The 16,097-nt window shown below is 51.3% G+C and carries 15 protein-coding genes; 7 read left to right on the forward strand and 8 right to left on the reverse strand.

From position 1 onward, the window contains the following. Positions 1-59: 59 nt before the first annotated feature. From arsA to ELY33_RS01430, 5 genes are all read right to left on the reverse strand, one after another. On the reverse strand, positions 60-1,799 hold the full coding sequence (gene arsA, locus ELY33_RS01410; RefSeq protein WP_126942847.1) for an arsenical pump-driving ATPase: 1,740 nt from the start codon (positions 1,797-1,799) through the stop codon (positions 60-62). Further along, positions 1,800-1,973, reverse strand: coding sequence for an arsenic metallochaperone ArsD family protein (locus tag ELY33_RS01415; protein ID WP_126942850.1), 174 nt, complete (start codon positions 1,971-1,973; stop codon positions 1,800-1,802). It lies immediately after the preceding gene. 54 nt (positions 1,974-2,027) lie between these two features. Next, positions 2,028-2,837 (reverse strand): universal stress protein, encoded by an 810-nt coding sequence (locus tag ELY33_RS01420; protein ID WP_126942853.1) that lies wholly within the window; start codon positions 2,835-2,837, stop codon positions 2,028-2,030. Positions 2,838-2,909: 72 nt separating this feature from the next. Then, positions 2,910-3,995, reverse strand: a complete 1,086-nt coding sequence (arsB, locus tag ELY33_RS01425; protein WP_126942856.1) for an ACR3 family arsenite efflux transporter — start codon at positions 3,993-3,995, stop codon at positions 2,910-2,912. 96 nt (positions 3,996-4,091) lie between these two features. Continuing rightward, positions 4,092-4,442: an ArsR/SmtB family transcription factor gene (locus ELY33_RS01430; protein ID WP_126942859.1), complete on the reverse strand. Its 351-nt coding sequence runs from the start codon at positions 4,440-4,442 to the stop codon at positions 4,092-4,094. 368 nt (positions 4,443-4,810) lie between these two features. Here ELY33_RS01430 and ELY33_RS01435 point away from each other — a divergent pair, with 368 nt between their 5' ends. Continuing rightward, a complete protein-coding gene (locus ELY33_RS01435; RefSeq protein ID WP_126942862.1) occupies positions 4,811-5,701 on the forward strand; it encodes a bile acid:sodium symporter family protein in 891 nt (296 codons plus the stop codon). Between the two features lie 88 nt (positions 5,702-5,789). Here the strand turns inward: ELY33_RS01435 and ELY33_RS01440 are convergent, their stop codons facing one another. Further along, positions 5,790-6,212 (reverse strand): hypothetical protein, encoded by a 423-nt coding sequence (locus ELY33_RS01440; protein WP_126942865.1) that lies wholly within the window; start codon positions 6,210-6,212, stop codon positions 5,790-5,792. A 190-nt stretch (positions 6,213-6,402) separates the two neighbouring features. On the opposite strand from ELY33_RS01440, the gene ELY33_RS01445 reads away from it, so the two are divergent. The 6 genes from ELY33_RS01445 (at position 6,403) to ELY33_RS01470 (ending at position 13,634) form a co-directional block, all read left to right on the forward strand. Continuing rightward, a complete protein-coding gene (locus ELY33_RS01445; RefSeq protein WP_126942868.1) occupies positions 6,403-7,467 on the forward strand; it encodes a 4Fe-4S binding protein in 1,065 nt (354 codons plus the stop codon). A gap of 94 nt (positions 7,468-7,561) precedes the next feature. Continuing rightward, positions 7,562-10,048 (forward strand): molybdopterin-dependent oxidoreductase, encoded by a 2,487-nt coding sequence (locus tag ELY33_RS01450; RefSeq protein ID WP_126942871.1) that lies wholly within the window; start codon positions 7,562-7,564, stop codon positions 10,046-10,048. A gap of 41 nt (positions 10,049-10,089) precedes the next feature. Then, complete coding sequence (locus ELY33_RS01455) at positions 10,090-10,851, forward strand: 4Fe-4S dicluster domain-containing protein (protein ID WP_208644182.1); 762 nt, start codon at positions 10,090-10,092, stop codon at positions 10,849-10,851. After that, positions 10,848-12,053 carry an NrfD/PsrC family molybdoenzyme membrane anchor subunit gene (gene nrfD, locus ELY33_RS01460; RefSeq protein WP_126942874.1) on the forward strand — a complete coding sequence of 402 codons (1,206 nt, stop codon included), beginning with the start codon at positions 10,848-10,850 and terminating at the stop codon, positions 12,051-12,053. Before ELY33_RS01455 ends, nrfD begins: the two co-directional genes overlap by 4 nt. Before the next feature lie 64 nt (positions 12,054-12,117). Continuing rightward, positions 12,118-13,062, forward strand: coding sequence for a molecular chaperone TorD family protein (locus ELY33_RS01465; protein WP_126942877.1), 945 nt, complete (start codon positions 12,118-12,120; stop codon positions 13,060-13,062). A gap of 92 nt (positions 13,063-13,154) precedes the next feature. Continuing rightward, on the forward strand, positions 13,155-13,634 hold the full coding sequence (locus ELY33_RS01470) for an FKBP-type peptidyl-prolyl cis-trans isomerase (RefSeq protein WP_126942880.1): 480 nt from the start codon (positions 13,155-13,157) through the stop codon (positions 13,632-13,634). 75 nt (positions 13,635-13,709) lie between these two features. Here the strand turns inward: ELY33_RS01470 and ELY33_RS01475 are convergent, their stop codons facing one another. Together ELY33_RS01475 and arsJ are read right to left on the reverse strand one after the other, a co-directional pair. Beyond that, complete coding sequence (locus ELY33_RS01475) at positions 13,710-14,873, reverse strand: MFS transporter (RefSeq protein WP_126942883.1); 1,164 nt, start codon at positions 14,871-14,873, stop codon at positions 13,710-13,712. Then, entirely contained in the window at positions 14,870-16,081 is a 1,212-nt protein-coding gene (gene arsJ / locus ELY33_RS01480) for an organoarsenical effux MFS transporter ArsJ (protein ID WP_126943314.1), read from the reverse strand. Before arsJ ends, ELY33_RS01475 begins: the two co-directional genes overlap by 4 nt. Between the last annotated feature and the right edge of the window lie 16 nt (positions 16,082-16,097).

Below are 16,097 nucleotides of genomic sequence, written 5' to 3' on the forward strand. Positions count from 1 at the left end.
TCCAAGCCCCCTCTTGAGTCGAGTCACTACTCGCAAACAGGTGGGTGCTACCCGAGCAGCTAACCCGCCACAAGCGCTCGCAGCTTGTTTGCACCCACAGGATCCTCCGCCAGCATAGGTACAACGGCATAACGGAGGCTAAGCGCTTCTTGCACACGCGTAATCTCCGAAGCCTCCGTCGCGGCCCGAGCAACAAGGAGCGGGTGTGTCGTTTCGGTAGCAGCAAGACTAGCGTTGACTACCCAAGCGTAGGGCGTAATCTCCGCTCTCTTGAGGTCTTCCTGTAACCGCGCCGCTTCTAGCACCGGGGTGGTTTCCGGCAACGTTACAATAAGCACCTTCGTCTGCGACGGGTCTTGCAGCCGCATCATTGGTGTGACCATACGTGCACTTGTTTCGCTCGCATGGCGCAAAATATCCCGGTGGTAGGAACCCGTTGCATCAAGTAGCAACAGCGTATGGCCGGTAGGCGCCGTATCCATCACCACAAATTTGCGTCCGGCTGCACGAATTACTCTTGAAAAGGCCTGGAATACGGCAATCTCCTCTGTACAAGGCGAACGTAAGTCCTCTTCCAGCATCTTGCGGCCCTGTGCATCAAGGCTGGCACCACGGGTCGCCATAATGTGATCGCGATAAACCTGCGTTTCCACTTCGGGGTCAATGCGACTAACCTCTAAGTTGTCGATATCGCCCGCCAGGGTTTCGGTCAGATGCGCGGCCGGGTCGGTGGTGGTCAGCAATACCTCGTGGCCACGGGCAGCCAGTTCCACGGCAACGGCCGCTGCAATGGTGGTTTTGCCCACGCCGCCCTTGCCCATGGTCATCACTAGGCCTTTACCGTCGGCCTCAATGTCGTCAACCAGGCGGGACAAGGGTGGCAGATTGTCCAGGGCGCGCCTGGGTGCGTCGGAGCGCAGGGTTTCAACCGGCTGATTCATCCGCCGCAGGGCATCCAGTCCTACCAGGTTTTCAGGGCGCAGATAAAAACGCGTTTGCGGTAAGCTCGCAAGCGCCGTACTGATTCCATTGATAGCGTCTACTTCTCGACCAATCATACTGTCGGCAAGCGGATCGACCAGTGCATCCTCCGGCATTACACCGTTAATCGCTAAATGCTGATTTTGGATGCCAATATCGGCCAATTCGCGGTACGTTCTCGCCGCCTCGGATAATGAGCTAGTACGTGGCCTAGTAACGAGGATTAGTCGCGTCAAGTCAGCATTCGAGAGACTTTCCACCGCTGTAACATAACGCTCACGTTGCTTTTCCAGCCCAGCTAGTGGCCCAAGACATGAGGCATCACCACCGGATTCCAAAAATCCGCTCCAGGCGCCAGGTAACTTGAGCAGCCGGATGGTGTGGCCGGTCGGTGCCGTGTCGAAAATGATGTGGTCGTAGCGCTCGATTAGCGCTTGATCGGTCAACAACGCCGTAAACTCATCAAACGCCGCAATTTCCGTGGTACAAGCGCCTGACAACTGTTCTTGAATACTGGCGAGCGCTTTTTCAGGCAGAGTATTGCGTATCGGCCCGATGATCCTTTCGCGGTACTCTTCTGCGGCTGCCTCTGGATCTATTTCCAGTGCCTCCAGGTTAGGCACATCGGCGATTAACGTGATGTGATTGCCTATCTTGATGTCGAACACCTGACCAACGTTCGAGGCGGGATCGGTACTGACCAGTAAAACCCGCTTTCCATCGTCAGCGAGATTAACGGAGGTAGCACATGCCAATGAGGTTTTACCGACGCCCCCCTTTCCGGTAAAGAAGACGAATTTAGGCAGATTTTTGAACATTTACGTCACCCTTAGCAGCAGGAGCTTTTCGTGTTGGATGAGCCGCACCGTCACGCCCTGGCTCTTCAGCCAATCCAAATCAGCGGCAAACGTTATTAGCTGTTGATCGACGTCGGCGCCGCAAACGCCGGTTGCGCAACACATGGGTGGGTCATAAACCGTTATCGTGGTCATACTAATATCGCCTATTAAAATCTGAATAGTAAGAAATGGCGGTGGCTCGACGGCTTATGATTCAGGCTTGCTCGGTACGACCAGTACGGGACAATGGGCATCACGCGCAATGTTCTCGGCGGTACTGCCGAGCAAAAACTCATGAATCCGATTGCGCCCCCGCTTCCCAATGACCACTAAATCGGCAGCTTCCCGATCCGCTTCAGCGGTAATCACATTGCGCGGATCGCCATCAAGAATTCTCGTTTCTAACCCCTCTATTTGTTCGGCGAGAGTGTTCAGGTGGCGCTGAGCATCTTCAATCTCACGGTCACATCCTTCAGAAGCACAGGCGGCAGTCACCGCGAGGGTGCGTTGGAAGTACGCAGCGAGCTTGCCCGCCATTTCTTCGGCCCCTGTAACCGCTTGGGAGCCGTCTGTTGCTAACATCATCAGCCGAAAATCTCGGCTGCCCTGATCTTCGGCAATCGGTTCTAGCCACAGAGGACGCTGTGTAAGGCGGGCAGCATCCAGTGCGGTACTACCCAAGAAAAACTCATGCCAACGGCTATATCCACGACAGCCCATTAATACCAAGTCAGCGTTCAGCTCTTGCGCCGCTTCAGCAATCACGGCACCCGGCTCACCGGAGCGAACCTGACTCTCGATACTCAACGCCGGAGTAGCCAGTTCACTGGTTAGATCAGCCAACTTAGCTTCATAGTGGGCGCGATGGGTTTCCTCAGGACTGGCTGGATATCGCGTACTAAGGACATACATTAGTGTGACGCGGTTAGTGCCCCAGGCAGTCAGCTTTTCAAGACGCTGCCTGAGCAAAGGCCATGCGGGAGAAAAATCGACGGCAACGAGGATATGTTTGAACATGAGTTACTCCTTACGACTGTTGTGCACGCGTATTTATAGGCACAGGCAAGGGTTACCCGTGCACTTCTTTGATCAGGTTTTCACCTCTTCAGCCTCAGGGAAATAATGGCGCGTTTTATTGGCGATGCGCACTAAGGCCAGCATGATCGGCACTTCAACTAATACACCCACTACGGTTGCCAGGGCCGCACCGGATTGAAGTCCGAACAGTGCGATCGCCACAGCTACCGCCAGTTCAAAGAAGTTGCTGGCACCGATCATGCCAGCTGGCGCGGCGATGTTATGCGGTACCTTCCATGCTTTGGCCCAGCCATACGCGATAAAAAAGATAAGGAAGGTTTGGATGATCAGCGGAATCGCAATTAGCAAAATGTGCAACGGATTGGCGATGATCACGTCTCCTTGAAAAGCAAACAGCAGTACCAAGGTGATAATCAAACCGATAGGCGTCACTGGCGCTAGGCGCTTCATAAAGACATTATCGAACCATTCAATACCGCGCCGTTTAATGACCGCCTGACGCGTTAGGTAACCAGCACCTAAAGGAATCACGATATACAGCACGACGGACAAGATAACGGTGTCCCAAGGCACCTGGATATTCGATACACCAAGCAGAAAGACTACGATGGGCGCGAAGGCAAACAGCATAATCAGGTCATTCAAGGCAACCTGCACCAGCGTGTAGGCAGCATCGCCGCGGGTAAGATAGCTCCATACAAACACCATCGCCGTACAGGGCGCTGCGCCCAACAGGATCGCGCCCGCTAGGTATTCGCTGGCCTTATCAGCCGGGATGAACGGCTCAAACACCACCATCAGGAAAAACCAAGCAATCGCAAACATGGTGAAGGGTTTGATCAACCAATTAACCACCGTTGTAATCACCAAACCTTTGGGCTGTCGGCGCACCCCCAAAAGAGAAGTGAAGTCGACTTGAACCATCATCGGGAAGATCATCGCCCAAATTAGTATAGCGACAGGTATCGATACCTGTGCGTATTCGAAGCGTGAAAGGGTTTCGGGAACAGCGGGCGCGAACTGACCCAGTAGGATTCCCGCAACGATAGCCAATGCTACCCATAAAGAGAGGAAACGCTCAAACAGCCCCATACCCTCTGTGGCACTTGGGGCTTGTGAAACCTGCTTCGTACTCATACCACTACTCCACTTCAAATTAGCTTACGTTAATCGCCAGCATTAGCGTGATTTTCTACATTAGGGCTGTGATAGATCAAAAGCGGCTTGGCCAACTCATGACTCATTCACTAACGGTGAGCAGTTGCTCAAGGAGGATGCGATTGGCTCGCAAACATCAGGATGGCCAAAACAACAGTCATGTACCAAGAACTGAATCATCACCTGCATGTGGCTCATGTTGGCTCGATAGATAATCGAACGGCTGTGGCGCCTAGAAACCACCAACCCTGCCTGAGACAGCACAGACAAATGCGCAGACATTGTGTTATGCGGCACGTTTAGCTGCTTAGCGATCTCGCCTGCCGGAAGTCCTTCTGGCTCATGTTGAACCAGCAGCCGGAATGCCTTCAGGCGAGTTTCCTGTGAAAGCGCAGCAAAGCTTTCTATTGCGTTTAATGAGTCCATATGTCTAAGATTATGGACATATAACATTTTTGTCAATGAATATAATCGCTGAAACCATTCTCGTAGAAATAACAACCAACAAAACAGGCCCTACCGCGGTATGCTGCAGCTGCGCACATAGTGCTAAAATCTAGATGGATTTTTTCTCATACACCGCACCGATCTACTTTAGAATATTTGACGTGTGTCGGTGACATGCCCTTTTTATGGCGAAATGTTACTTTCCAATTCTTCTGATCGTTTATTTTAACTAAAATGCTCAGCATTAATTTTGCTTACTTTGACTGAAGATTACTAAAAAGGCTTTTAACACGCAGGTTATCCTCTGGCTCATGCTCTTATATTAAAAATGCTTATAAGGATTCAGAATGTCTCCTGAAGGGTTGTCACAAATAGTACTTCCATGGGTGCTAGCCAGCGTGATGGCAGCTATGGGACTTAGCCTTACGAAAAATGACTTTTCTCAAACATGGCGTCAACCACGTCGATTATGGCTTGGCACGGGTTTACAAATTATTGCCTTACCATTGTTAGCCTGGGGCGTTGTGGCCTTACTTCCCCTCTCTCCCTCGGCTGCGGCTGGGTTGCTTTTAGTGTCTTTAGTACCAGGAGGAGCAACCTCGAATATGTTTAGCTACCTAGTTCAAGGGGATCTCGCTTTATCAGTCAGCTTAACAGCTATTGCCGCTTTTTTAGCTCCTTTTACCCTACCCCTGATCATGGGCTGGAACTTGGAAATGCTAGGATTGAGCACTCCAGAACTAAACCTCCCTTACTGGCCAACCGTCGGTAAACTTCTACTAGTAACGCTGGTACCTGTAATGGCGGGCATGCTACTAAGGCAAATAATAGGAACCCCATTGCTAGAGTGGTTGCTACCTAAAATAAGAAAAGTAACAGGCGCGGCCATGATTGGGGTTATCATCGCGCTCTTTGTCAGCTTTTCGCCACGTTTGCCTTCATTATTTAGCATTGAAACGCTATCGGTATTGCTACTTTGCATAGTGAGCATGACGCTAGGTCATATAGTTGCAAGCTCCTTACGCCTTCCTAAGGCTAGCGCAAGAGCTATCACCGTCGAAATAGGTGTGCAAAACGCGGGTGTAGCAATGATGGTGGCCTTTAACATATTAAAACAGCCAGAAATTGGTTTGGTGCCACTACTTTACGGCTTGTTAATGAATATGCCGGTTATTGTATGGATACTCACCTGCTTGTGGATTGACAAACAGCGAAGCTGCACTCTGAAACGTACATAATTAAGCGCACTATCCGTATGACATTTTTCACACGTTGCATTGCAAAGTGATTAGTGGAGCACCGCGAAACTATTATTTTGCACCTTACTTAATTACCAAACTGCTCGGTCAATGATCCTTGATATCGCCACCCTTCAGGCACTCGTAATTCATGACGTTGACTGTTTACCAAGCGGCACATAGCCACCTCTGGTGGCGTGCCACCAATACCGATATTAGCCGTCTCGAATACTAGCCAGTCACATTGCGTGATGAGCCCACGTTTCTGGTCCGCGAAAGCGATATCTTCAAAATGCCCATCCCACGTAAACCCTAGCCCAAGCGCGGCTAGTTTATCAGCTAACTGACGAACCTCAGCGGGTTCAATCAAGCTGATGCCTACCAGTTCATTATCTGAACTGACGTCGCACGACGGCAAAGCCGCTTTAAAAGTCTCCCATCCACCTACGACCTTTTCATCTATCGCTGAACCTCGAACAAGAATCGTCGTTGCCTCGACCAATACCGCCATTTTTGTGCTCCTACCGAACTTCAGAATTTATGTGAGTAACAATCAAAAATTGATCCAAATCAAGTTTCCATATTTTGCTGCGCTAAGTTCGACTAATGTTGATGGCTGCAAATCTAGACATATGCCAAAGTGAATATGAATATATTAACCATAACAAAAAAATATTATTCATCGATGACCAACGGTACGTATGAAACACTCAGAAATGTCGCTCTTCAAGCAATTCACTAGAATCGGCCCAGGTGTCGCTGTCTTAGGTTGGCTCCCGTCTCGCTGCCTAAAAACGCCGCCCCATCCGCTTGAATGCGATAAGTGTACAAATGCCTGTCCTGTTAGCGCGATTGTTTTTCAAGATATTGAGAACAGTGGCGAACTCACACTTACTATCAGCGACAACTGCCACGGCTGCTCGCAATGTGTGCCTGCGTGCCCTACCGAGGCTATTTTTAGTGCGGAAACCACCGCTCTGATATCTAAACAAAAAGCACATCAAACGCTAGATTTAACTTGCCATCGCGCCGTGAACCAAGACAACAGCGGGCATCACATACACTGCCTGCGTTCTCTTGGTGAGGATGTTTTAGCAGAGCTTGGCGCGAACGCCCTTCCCGAAATTGTGACACTCTATATTCCTGATAATTGCAGGGGTTGTGATGCAGCGCCCATCGAGCCGAACGATGACTGGCTGGAAAATGCAAACGCAATATGTCATCTCACTAATGTGGCCGCACAAAGCCCCTACCAACCACCGCGCAGTGCGATAAGTCGTCGAGACCTGTTGCTTGGGAGGCCTACAGCAAGTTTGCCCAACATCCCTTTTGATGATGCAGCGCCTAAAGCCCGACGCTTGCAACGTCAAGCAAACGCCGCACAAACACTTGGCCCCCACGCATCGCCTTCCTATTTAAACGTGTTACTCGATACGGACGCATGTGTTGCCCATGGCGTTTGCTCAAAAGTGTGCCCAACCCAGGCTTTGACAGAGGATGACGGTGCACTGGTTTTTAATCCACCGGAATGTATCAGCTGTGGTCACTGCGTATCCGCCTGCCCAGAAAAAGCGCTAACAGCCTCCAGTAGCGTCAATGGCAACATCGTGACTCTTCGACAATCTGAACATCCGACTTGTCGCTCATGCGGTCATCTATTTCAACAACGCAACACATCAAACAATGAAAACACGATGCTGACCTGCCCCGCTTGCCAACGTGAAGCCATGCTTATGCAGGAAAGTTTCCATGATCTTTTCCATTAATGATTACACGCTAACAGCTACTTATCCTTAAGCACTGGTGGCTTTGCGATAAGACTCGCACTGATACAGCGAGCCGTACCCTGAGGGAGACTCCATGAAATTATTTGAAACGCTGGTAAACCGGCGGCGGTTTTTGCAATCATCAGCCGCCGTTGGGGCTTCTGCCGGGGCCGTCACTACAGGCATTACCGGGTTAAAGGGGTTTAGCGCAGTGAGTGAAGCGCGAGCACAAGCACCGCGGGGCGAAACCACTATTACCAAAAACGTTTGCGCACAATGCCCTGCTCGATGTGGTATCGACGTTTACACCACAAATGGCCGCGTGCATGGCATTTATGGCGATACCGGTAACCCTATCGCGAATGGCAAACTCTGCCCCAAAGGACATTTGGGCAGCTATTTTCTTTACGACCCTGACCGCTTCAAAGGCCCGATGAAGCGCACCAACCCTAATAAAGGCCGCGACGAAGACCCTGGGTTTGTTCCGATCTCTTGGGATGAAGCACTGGATACTGTCGCCGGTCGTTTGAACGACCTTCGCCGCAGAGGGGAGTCACATCGTTTTTCGATGTTTTATGGTCGTGGATGGGGCGCTTCTGACGCTGGAATGCAAGGTGACTTTGGGAAGCTATACGGCACACCCAATGCGGCCATCGGCCACTCATCCATGTGTGCGGATGGATCTAAAAAAGCCAAGCACGCAACCGATGGCAACAAGTCTTATAACTCCTACGATTACCGCAATACCAACTATTTGCTCATTGTAGGGGCTAGCTTTCTTGAAGCTTTCCGCCCCTATAACAACGTTATGCAAATGTGGGGGGAAATGCGTAGTAAAAGCCCCAAGACGCGCGTTACTACCGTCGATGTACGCATGAGCCCCACCATGGCGGCATCAGATCGGGCGCTTTATATCAAACCAGGCACCGACGGCGCGTTTGCCTTAGCCGTTGCCCATATCATTTTAAGTGAAGGGCTTTGGGATCGCGAGTTTGTCGGAGATTTCAGAAACCCTAATATGCGATTTATTCCCGGGCGGCGTATTGCTGCTGCCAGCTTCAATGAAAAATGGGTGCATGGCATTGCCGACTGGTGGAATGAAGAATTAATCGATCGCACCCCCGAATGGGCAGAAGAAGTTACTGGCATCAGTGCCAATGACATACGCAAAACCGCGATTGAATTTGGCTCAACGCGTCCTGCCGTCGCCCTGTTTGAACGTGGCGCTACCGGTCACTTCAACGGCACCTACAACGGTATGGCGATTCATAGCTTGAATGCGTTAGTCGGTTCACTATTTGCTGAAGGCGGCCTGGGTTATCAGCAAGGGCCTTCCTATGGCGCGTTACCTGCCGACGCCAATAATTACCTTGATGATTATGCCCGCAACGGCGCATGGAAAGAACAGCCACGCATCGACATGAAAGGCACTGATCGCTGGCCCATGGTGGACAACATGATGCAGGAGGTTGCGCCCAACCACCTCGCAGGCGACCCCTATAAAATCGACACGGCGATGTTCTTCTACACCAATCCTATCTGGTCGGCACCGAATCCAAAGGTATGGGAAGAAGCACTCAAAGACGTTTTTATTATCGACACATCACCCTTCCCGGGTGAAACCGCTATGTACGCCGATATTGTGCTTCCAGACAGTACCTACCTGGAACGTCTGCAAGACATTCCCACTTATCCCTTTGAAGGCTGGCCGATGGCGGCGCTGCGCGTTCCTGCCGTTGAGCCGATTCACGATACGAAAATGTACGGCGACGTCATTATCGAGCTGGGTAAACGTATCGAGGGCCCTACGGCAGATTATTATCACGCGCTGGGGAGTATTGAAAATGTGGTTCGTCACCTGGCCGCCGGCTTTGCAGACGATCCTGGTGACAACGGCGTTGATAGCTTTGAGAGTTGGAAAGAGAAAGGCGTGTGGTACAAGAAACCTTATAAGTGGCGCCAGATCCGTGGCGAATTCTATGAATGGGATGGCCAACGCTATAGCCGCCAGTTAAGTGAAGCGGAGGTACAAGAACACCTCTTCAAAACGCCATCCGGCAAGTTTGAAGTGCGCTCAGGCTACCTGGAACAACACGCGGCTTATATTGAGCGTGAAATGGGCATCCCAAGTGAGCGTGTTGGATTGGTTCAGTGGGTTGAGCCGAGATACAGCGGCGGTGATGGCGACCTGCATTTTATTACGCCCAAAACACCGCTACACGCTGAAGGGCGTGGTGCCAATATTCCCCAGCAAATGATGGTTCACCAGCCCATTGTGGGTGGCCGCAATACGGTTTATTTAGAAGTCCACCCACAAACCGCAAAAGATCGCGGCATCCGTAACGGTGACCGTGTACGCGTTACTTCCGACATCGGCAGCATCGAGGCCGAATGCCGCTTTGTGGCCGCGCACCGACCGGACACTTTGGTACTTCCCTTTGAGTATGGCCATTGGGCGCAAGGGCGTTGGGCTAAAAACCGAGGCCCTGGCAATTCCAGCGAAATCACCACCAACCAGTCAGATCCCATCTCCGGCCTGGCAAGCTATTACACCGGCAAGGTAACGCTTGAGCGCGCCTGATACCAATAACCCTGACCGAATAGATTGAGAGGAGAACGACTATGGCAAAGTGGGGAATGGTCATCGACCTGGATAAGTGTACTGGCTGCCAAGCATGTACCACCGCGTGCTCGATGGAGAACAATACGCTACCAGGAGAAACCTGGCAGGACGTTCTCTTTTACAACGCTGGCGAATATCCGAGCGGCCAAATGAAATGGTTACCGCGGCCATGTATGCAGTGTGAAAACCCCTCTTGCGTACATGTCTGTCCAACTCGCGCGACCTATAAAGATCCTGATGCAGGCGGCATTGTCTTTGTTGACTGGAACAAATGCATTGGTTGCAAATACTGCATGATTGCCTGCCCCTACGGCGTGCGCTTTTATGCTGATGAAAAACCACTGATTGAACCAGATATCCGCGACGTTTTTCCGGGTGAAAACGCCCAGTTATGGAGTCCTCCCTACCAGAGTCCTGATGAAGACTGGCGCCGTGGGATTGGAATCCAGCCAAAAGGCGTAGTGTCCAAATGTACTTTCTGCTACCACAAGGTAAAAAACGCGCCTGAAGGAACCGCGGATCTCGACGAAGACAATCCTGACGTTAAAGAATACGTTCCTGCTTGCGTGCGCACCTGCGCACCTAAAGCGCGTTATTTTGGCGATCTTGATAATCCGGAAAGCCACGTTAACCAGCTAATTGGTGACAAGCACGGTGTGCGCCTTAAAGATCATACCGGTAATAAACCGCAGGTCTATTACCTGGGCGCTGGCGCGGGCGTACCTGCCTTTACACCTGCAGACAGGGAGAATGACGCATGACCACACAACAACACAAAAATGCCCTCCAAGGCCCACTAGGATGGGGGCTTTTAGTCGTTGCAATGGCAGTGCTACTGATTAGCTTGGGTTATGCATTTTCTCAAATCATCGCGAATGGCCATACATCATTCAATACAAGCTCTGCTCTACCCTGGGGCCAACCCATTGCTACTTATGTTTTTTTTGCACTCGGATCATCTGGTCTGGGGCTAATTGCATCTTTACCGTTAGTATTCGGTTTTAAGCAGTATTACCCGATCGCGAAACGTTGCGTATTCCTAGCCTTTGCACTGCTCATATCAGGAATGATCGTACTAGCACTAGAGCTTGGCCACGTGTTCCGTATGTTGTGGGTCATACCTGCAAACCTGCAGGTGCAATCCGCCATGTTCTGGATGGGGGCTTTCTACGCACTCGACTTACTGTTTTTGCTATGGAAGTTCAGCAAACTTCAAGGTGGCCACTGGGATAGTAAAACAGCAAAACAGGTAGGTATTGCGTCGTTTGTTGGTGTTCTACTGGCTAGCGGTAACCTAGCGCTCATCTTTGGCATGATGAGCATGCGTCCTTTTTGGTTTGATCCGCTTATGCCCGTTTACTTCTATGTCACCGGTATCACCACCGCTGTCGCAATATTGGTGCTTCTAACGTACTTAGCTTATGCCTTCAAACAGACACGTATGCCCGCTCCACTGCAGGCACTTTTAACAGGTCCGCTTCCCAAATTATTTGCAGCATGCGTGGGGGTTACGCTTTTGCTCATCGCCGTCCGAGCCATCACCGGCTTATATAGCAATAATCCTGAAATTAACGTTGTATGGACCGATTACTTATTTAAGTCAGGTGTATACATTGCCGCATTGCTGATTGGTCTTTTGCTGCCTTTTGTTATCTTGCTTAGCAAACTACGTAACAGCATGGGTATACAAGTAGTTGCTGCATTGCTAGTGACAGTCGCTATGTTTGCAGAACGGCTCTACTTTGTGGTGGGTGGTCAGGTAGTCCCGCTTTTCAAGGGCACATGGATACCTGATCTCATTAGTTACACGCCCTCTGCAACGGAGTGGTCATTGACCTTTATCGGCTTTGCGTTGTGCTTTGTGATTTACCTGCTAGGTGAAAAGTTTTTAAATTTAGGTGATATGCCAAGCCAAATGATTGATCACACAACGCCGCGAAAACCCATAGAAGCCACGGCATAAATCGTTCATCGCAATAAACACGGGAGAAGAGGCAGCTTATTTTTAATAAGCTGCCTTTACTATAATGAAATCAACAACCTTTCCTGACTTGATACCCCATGCAGAGTTTGCTCTGTGCATGGCTCGCGCGACTCAATGCCATTTTGCCAATATCACACTCGCTGAGATGCAAGGCCCACTTATCGAGGATTTGCGACAGCTCTCAAATGTGCTGCCTACGCTTGAAGCTGGGCAGATTGACGCTCTTGAGCATGCTTTTAACGCCTTGACAGGTACCCAGCAGCTACTGCTCGGTTACAGTAAGCTTTTTCTTGCGCCGCCTGCTCCGGCACCCTTAAATCTTGGTGCCTACCTGGACGGCAGCTTAATGGCGCGAAGTGTACAAGCAATGGAAATGCTTTATCGGAAGTATGGGTTGGAGCGAGATAGTCACTTTCGTGAACTCCCTGACCATCTATCGCTTAACCTGCAATGGCTTGCCTGGGTGTTTAGCGAAATTGCCGAATCTGAGCAGCACAATGCACACAACGTAACGGCCATTAGTGATGCGGCGGCCATGCTACGCGACTTTAGCCTGCCTGCGCTTGAGGGTATTCGACGTAAAGTGGTTGCTGCTTCTGGCGATACCGTTACTCAACCTTGGCGCCTATTGGTTGAGCTGATCCAGTCTCAGTTAACAAATGATCTGAATATCTTGGCGCCATATACCGCTCAGTCCATTGCTAACACATCTATTGCTAACACGTCCCTTGCAAAAGAAACACTCGACAGCGATCTATCAATGGCGCAAGTGCATACATTTGAAACCAGCGACGCCCCCAAAGAACAGCTAATTTGTCGCAGCTGTGGCTCATCTTTTGAAAGCTCCCCCGTCCTTGCCGAGATGCGTAAACGCCTTCAGGAGGCAGGTGTCAGCGCTGACCACATGAGCCTTTGCTCGCGCTGCCAAAACAGCGATAACAATGCAGCCATGAAGCCACCTGGTTCCAATATCAAGGCGTGGCAATAGCGAGTCATATCCGACAACTCAGTCAACCTTAACTGGTGGCTTGGCAGATTTATGACATTATCAAGCAAATCGACGCTGAGACCTGTGTAACCATGAATTCCATACACCCGCACTGCGAAGTTATCGCTGCATATACGCTAACCGATGCCAACGGCGATACGCTTGCCGCATCCACACCGGAAACCCCGCTACGCTATATACACGGTGCTGGACAGATGATCGCGGCGCTAGAGACCGCAATATCAGGACATCAAGAAGGGGACGAGCTTAACGTGACGCTCACACCCGAGCAGGCTTACGGCCATCATCGCCCTGAACTTGTTTTTGAAGCAGTGCGTGAGAACCTGCCAGCTGGCAAAGCGATTCACGTCGGCATGACATTGACACCAGGCGGCCAACAAGGGAAATTTTCATTAAAAGTGGTAGCGCTAACTGAACGAGGCGCTATCCTCGATGGGAACCACCCGTTAGCAGGTAAAACCGTCACTTGGCAGATCAAAATATTAGCCGTTAACCCATCAAAAAAAGACTGGCAAGAAGAGCACCAGCCGATCAAGTGGGTCAATGTATAAAAGAGTCATTCGCTGTGATCAAAAACTTAGAATTATCTGCCAAATCTAACCATCAACATTGAGCAATGGTCGACACTACACCCCTTGCCCACGTGGAACGCGAACAAACAGTAGCACTAGCGTCGCCCCTAGCATTAACAGAGCCGTCAGCCACAGCGCACTAGCACCACTTTGTTCAATTAGCAGGCCAAACAGTAACGGCGCGAGTGCTTGTGAAGCACGCGCGGGGGCAATAATCAGCCCTTGTCGTTGGCCGAATCCCTTGGGGCCAAATAACGCCAGTGGCAATGTGCCGGAAGCAATGGTCATCATGCCATTGCCCGCGCCATGTAGTAACGCAAAACCGGCAGCGGGCATACCAACTGCCGTAAATAATGCCGCGCCTAAGGGGTGTAGCGTTGTTGCCACACGCGCTGCCACCAGCGGATGACAATGCCTTAGCAAGATAAATTCACCCATGCGGGCTGCCACTTGCGCAGGCCCAACCAGCGCAGCCGCAGCAACCGCGACGGAGAGTGACGCACCGCTCTCTTGTAGAAGTCTGGGAAGGTGCGCCGCCATGGCCGTAGAAACAAACCACCCAGCAGCAAACACATAGGCTAACAGCAACATGGTTAAGCGAGGACGACCAGGCATCGGTGCACGTTGATCAGCCTCATTAACGTCGGCAATACTGGCCGCTTTAGGCAGGCGAAAATTCAAAGGAATGCCGATCAACAAATGCGCCACTGCCCAGCTAGCACAGGCAACTCGCCAGCCTCCTTCGTTTTCTAACCAAGCAGTAAGCGGCCAGCCAATCGTACTGGCAAACCCAGCGACCAATGTGACGCCAGTAATCGATGCCCTGGCTTGACGGCCCAGTAACCGACCCAAGGTGGCAAACGCGGCATCGTATAACCCCATCGCCATTCCAATCCCCGTCACCAGCCAGGCAAGCATCAGCGAGCGTATGCCCTGAGACATGGCCATCATGCCAAGTCCCAGGGCCATGACGCCATTTGAGGCCATCAACACGCCTCGTCCGCCCTGCCTGTCGATCCAACGGCCAACGCTAGGCCCAAGTGCCGCAGTAAGTAGCAAGGCAGCGGAAAACGCGCCAAATATCCAGTTGGTTGAAAGCCCCAATTCACGCGCCATCGGCACGGCAAGAATGGCGGGTAGATAATAACTAGAGGCCCAAGCGAGGGTTTGAGCACTGCCTAACGTGAGCGTTAAACCAAACCTGGACGAAAGAGTCATGCGGTTTGTCTAGGCAGCGCCAATGCCATCGCTGAACTGGCTGCCACTAAGGCTGCCGATACCCAAAGACAGGCGCTCAGCCCGTATGCCATGTACAACCAGCCTGACAGCAATGTTCCCACCAAACGTCCCATGGCGTTAGCCATATAGTAAAAACCGACGTCCATAGAGACGCCATCGGCACGGGCATAATGAACAATCAGGTAACTGTGCCAGCTGGAATTAATCGCAAACAGCACCCCGAAGGCGAGCAACCCGACGACTAACCAGCCTACTTGGGCTAAGGGCAGCATCGCTAACAGAACTGCCAGCACCGCCAGCGCCGCCGCCCAGCCAGCGGTTAGCGCACGGGCATCCCCTTTAATTAACCGAGTCAGCTTAGGTGCCTGGGTTTGCACACCGCCGTAGCCAATAATCCACGCTGCCAGCAACCCCCCTACCGTCCAGTGGGTCCAGCCGTGCTGATCATATAAAAACACCGGCAATGCCACTACAAACCAGACATCCCTTGACGCGAACAGGCAAAAGCGCGCCGCCGAAAGCACGTTGATGGCACGAGATTTGGAGAAAATCTCCGAAAACTTGGGCTTTACTTTCTGGCGCCCAAGATCTGCTTTTAGACGCCATAATGAGACCAGTAACACTGCGCCGAGCATTACCGCCATGACAATCACCGCACCACGGAAACCAATCAGCGTCAGCAGTACCCCACCAATGAAAAAACCCAGGCCCTTTAGTGCATTTTTAGAGCCGGTAAGCATCGCTACCCAACGGTAAAGCGAGCTATTGGCGTTAGCACTGTCTTTGGGCACCAGTACTTTGACCGCACTTTTAGCGCTCATTTTATTTAAGTCTTTGGCAATCCCAGACAACGCCTGAGCCGCCATTACCCAAACTACCGTGAGCATGCCCGCAGGCACCATCAGCATCGCAAGCGCTATAATCTGCAGCCCTAATCCCACATTCATCGTGCGGTTTAAGCCTAGCCGCGCGCCGAGCCAGCCACCGACCAGGTTCGTTACCACGCCAAAAGCTTCGTAGAACAGAAACAGCATGGCGATTTGCAGCGGCGAATAACCTAGCTGGTGGAAATACATCACCACCAGCATTCGCAGCGCGCCATCGGTAATGGTAAACGCCCAATAGTTACCGGTGATGAGCATGTACTGGCGCACCTCGAAAGGTAACGCCTTTACTCGGGCCTGCATTTTCAACAACGGCGAA

Source organism: Vreelandella andesensis (genome assembly GCF_003989795.1).
Lineage (GTDB): Bacteria > Pseudomonadota > Gammaproteobacteria > Pseudomonadales > Halomonadaceae > Vreelandella > Vreelandella andesensis.

Bases quoted from the DNA above. Each gene is read 5' to 3' on its own strand.
- arsA (WP_126942847.1), bottom strand. From the start codon at position 1,799: ATGTTCAAAAATCTGCCTAAATTCGTCTTCTTTACCGGAAAGGGGGGC.
- ELY33_RS01415 (WP_126942850.1), bottom strand. From the start codon at position 1,973: ATGACCACGATAACGGTTTATGACCCACCCATGTGTTGCGCAACCGGC.
- ELY33_RS01420 (WP_126942853.1), bottom strand. From the start codon at position 2,837: ATGTTCAAACATATCCTCGTTGCCGTCGATTTTTCTCCCGCATGGCCT.
- arsB (WP_126942856.1), bottom strand. From the start codon at position 3,995: ATGAGTACGAAGCAGGTTTCACAAGCCCCAAGTGCCACAGAGGGTATG.
- ELY33_RS01430 (WP_126942859.1), bottom strand. From the start codon at position 4,442: ATGGACTCATTAAACGCAATAGAAAGCTTTGCTGCGCTTTCACAGGAA.
- ELY33_RS01435 (WP_126942862.1), top strand. From the start codon at position 4,811: ATGTCTCCTGAAGGGTTGTCACAAATAGTACTTCCATGGGTGCTAGCC.
- ELY33_RS01440 (WP_126942865.1), bottom strand. From the start codon at position 6,212: ATGGCGGTATTGGTCGAGGCAACGACGATTCTTGTTCGAGGTTCAGCG.
- ELY33_RS01445 (WP_126942868.1), top strand. From the start codon at position 6,403: ATGAAACACTCAGAAATGTCGCTCTTCAAGCAATTCACTAGAATCGGC.
- ELY33_RS01450 (WP_126942871.1), top strand. From the start codon at position 7,562: ATGAAATTATTTGAAACGCTGGTAAACCGGCGGCGGTTTTTGCAATCA.
- ELY33_RS01455 (WP_208644182.1), top strand. From the start codon at position 10,090: ATGGCAAAGTGGGGAATGGTCATCGACCTGGATAAGTGTACTGGCTGC.
- nrfD (WP_126942874.1), top strand. From the start codon at position 10,848: ATGACCACACAACAACACAAAAATGCCCTCCAAGGCCCACTAGGATGG.
- ELY33_RS01465 (WP_126942877.1), top strand. From the start codon at position 12,118: ATGAAATCAACAACCTTTCCTGACTTGATACCCCATGCAGAGTTTGCT.
- ELY33_RS01470 (WP_126942880.1), top strand. From the start codon at position 13,155: ATGAATTCCATACACCCGCACTGCGAAGTTATCGCTGCATATACGCTA.
- ELY33_RS01475 (WP_126942883.1), bottom strand. From the start codon at position 14,873: ATGACTCTTTCGTCCAGGTTTGGTTTAACGCTCACGTTAGGCAGTGCT.
- arsJ (WP_126943314.1), bottom strand. From the start codon at position 16,081: ATGCAGGCCCGAGTAAAGGCGTTACCTTTCGAGGTGCGCCAGTACATG.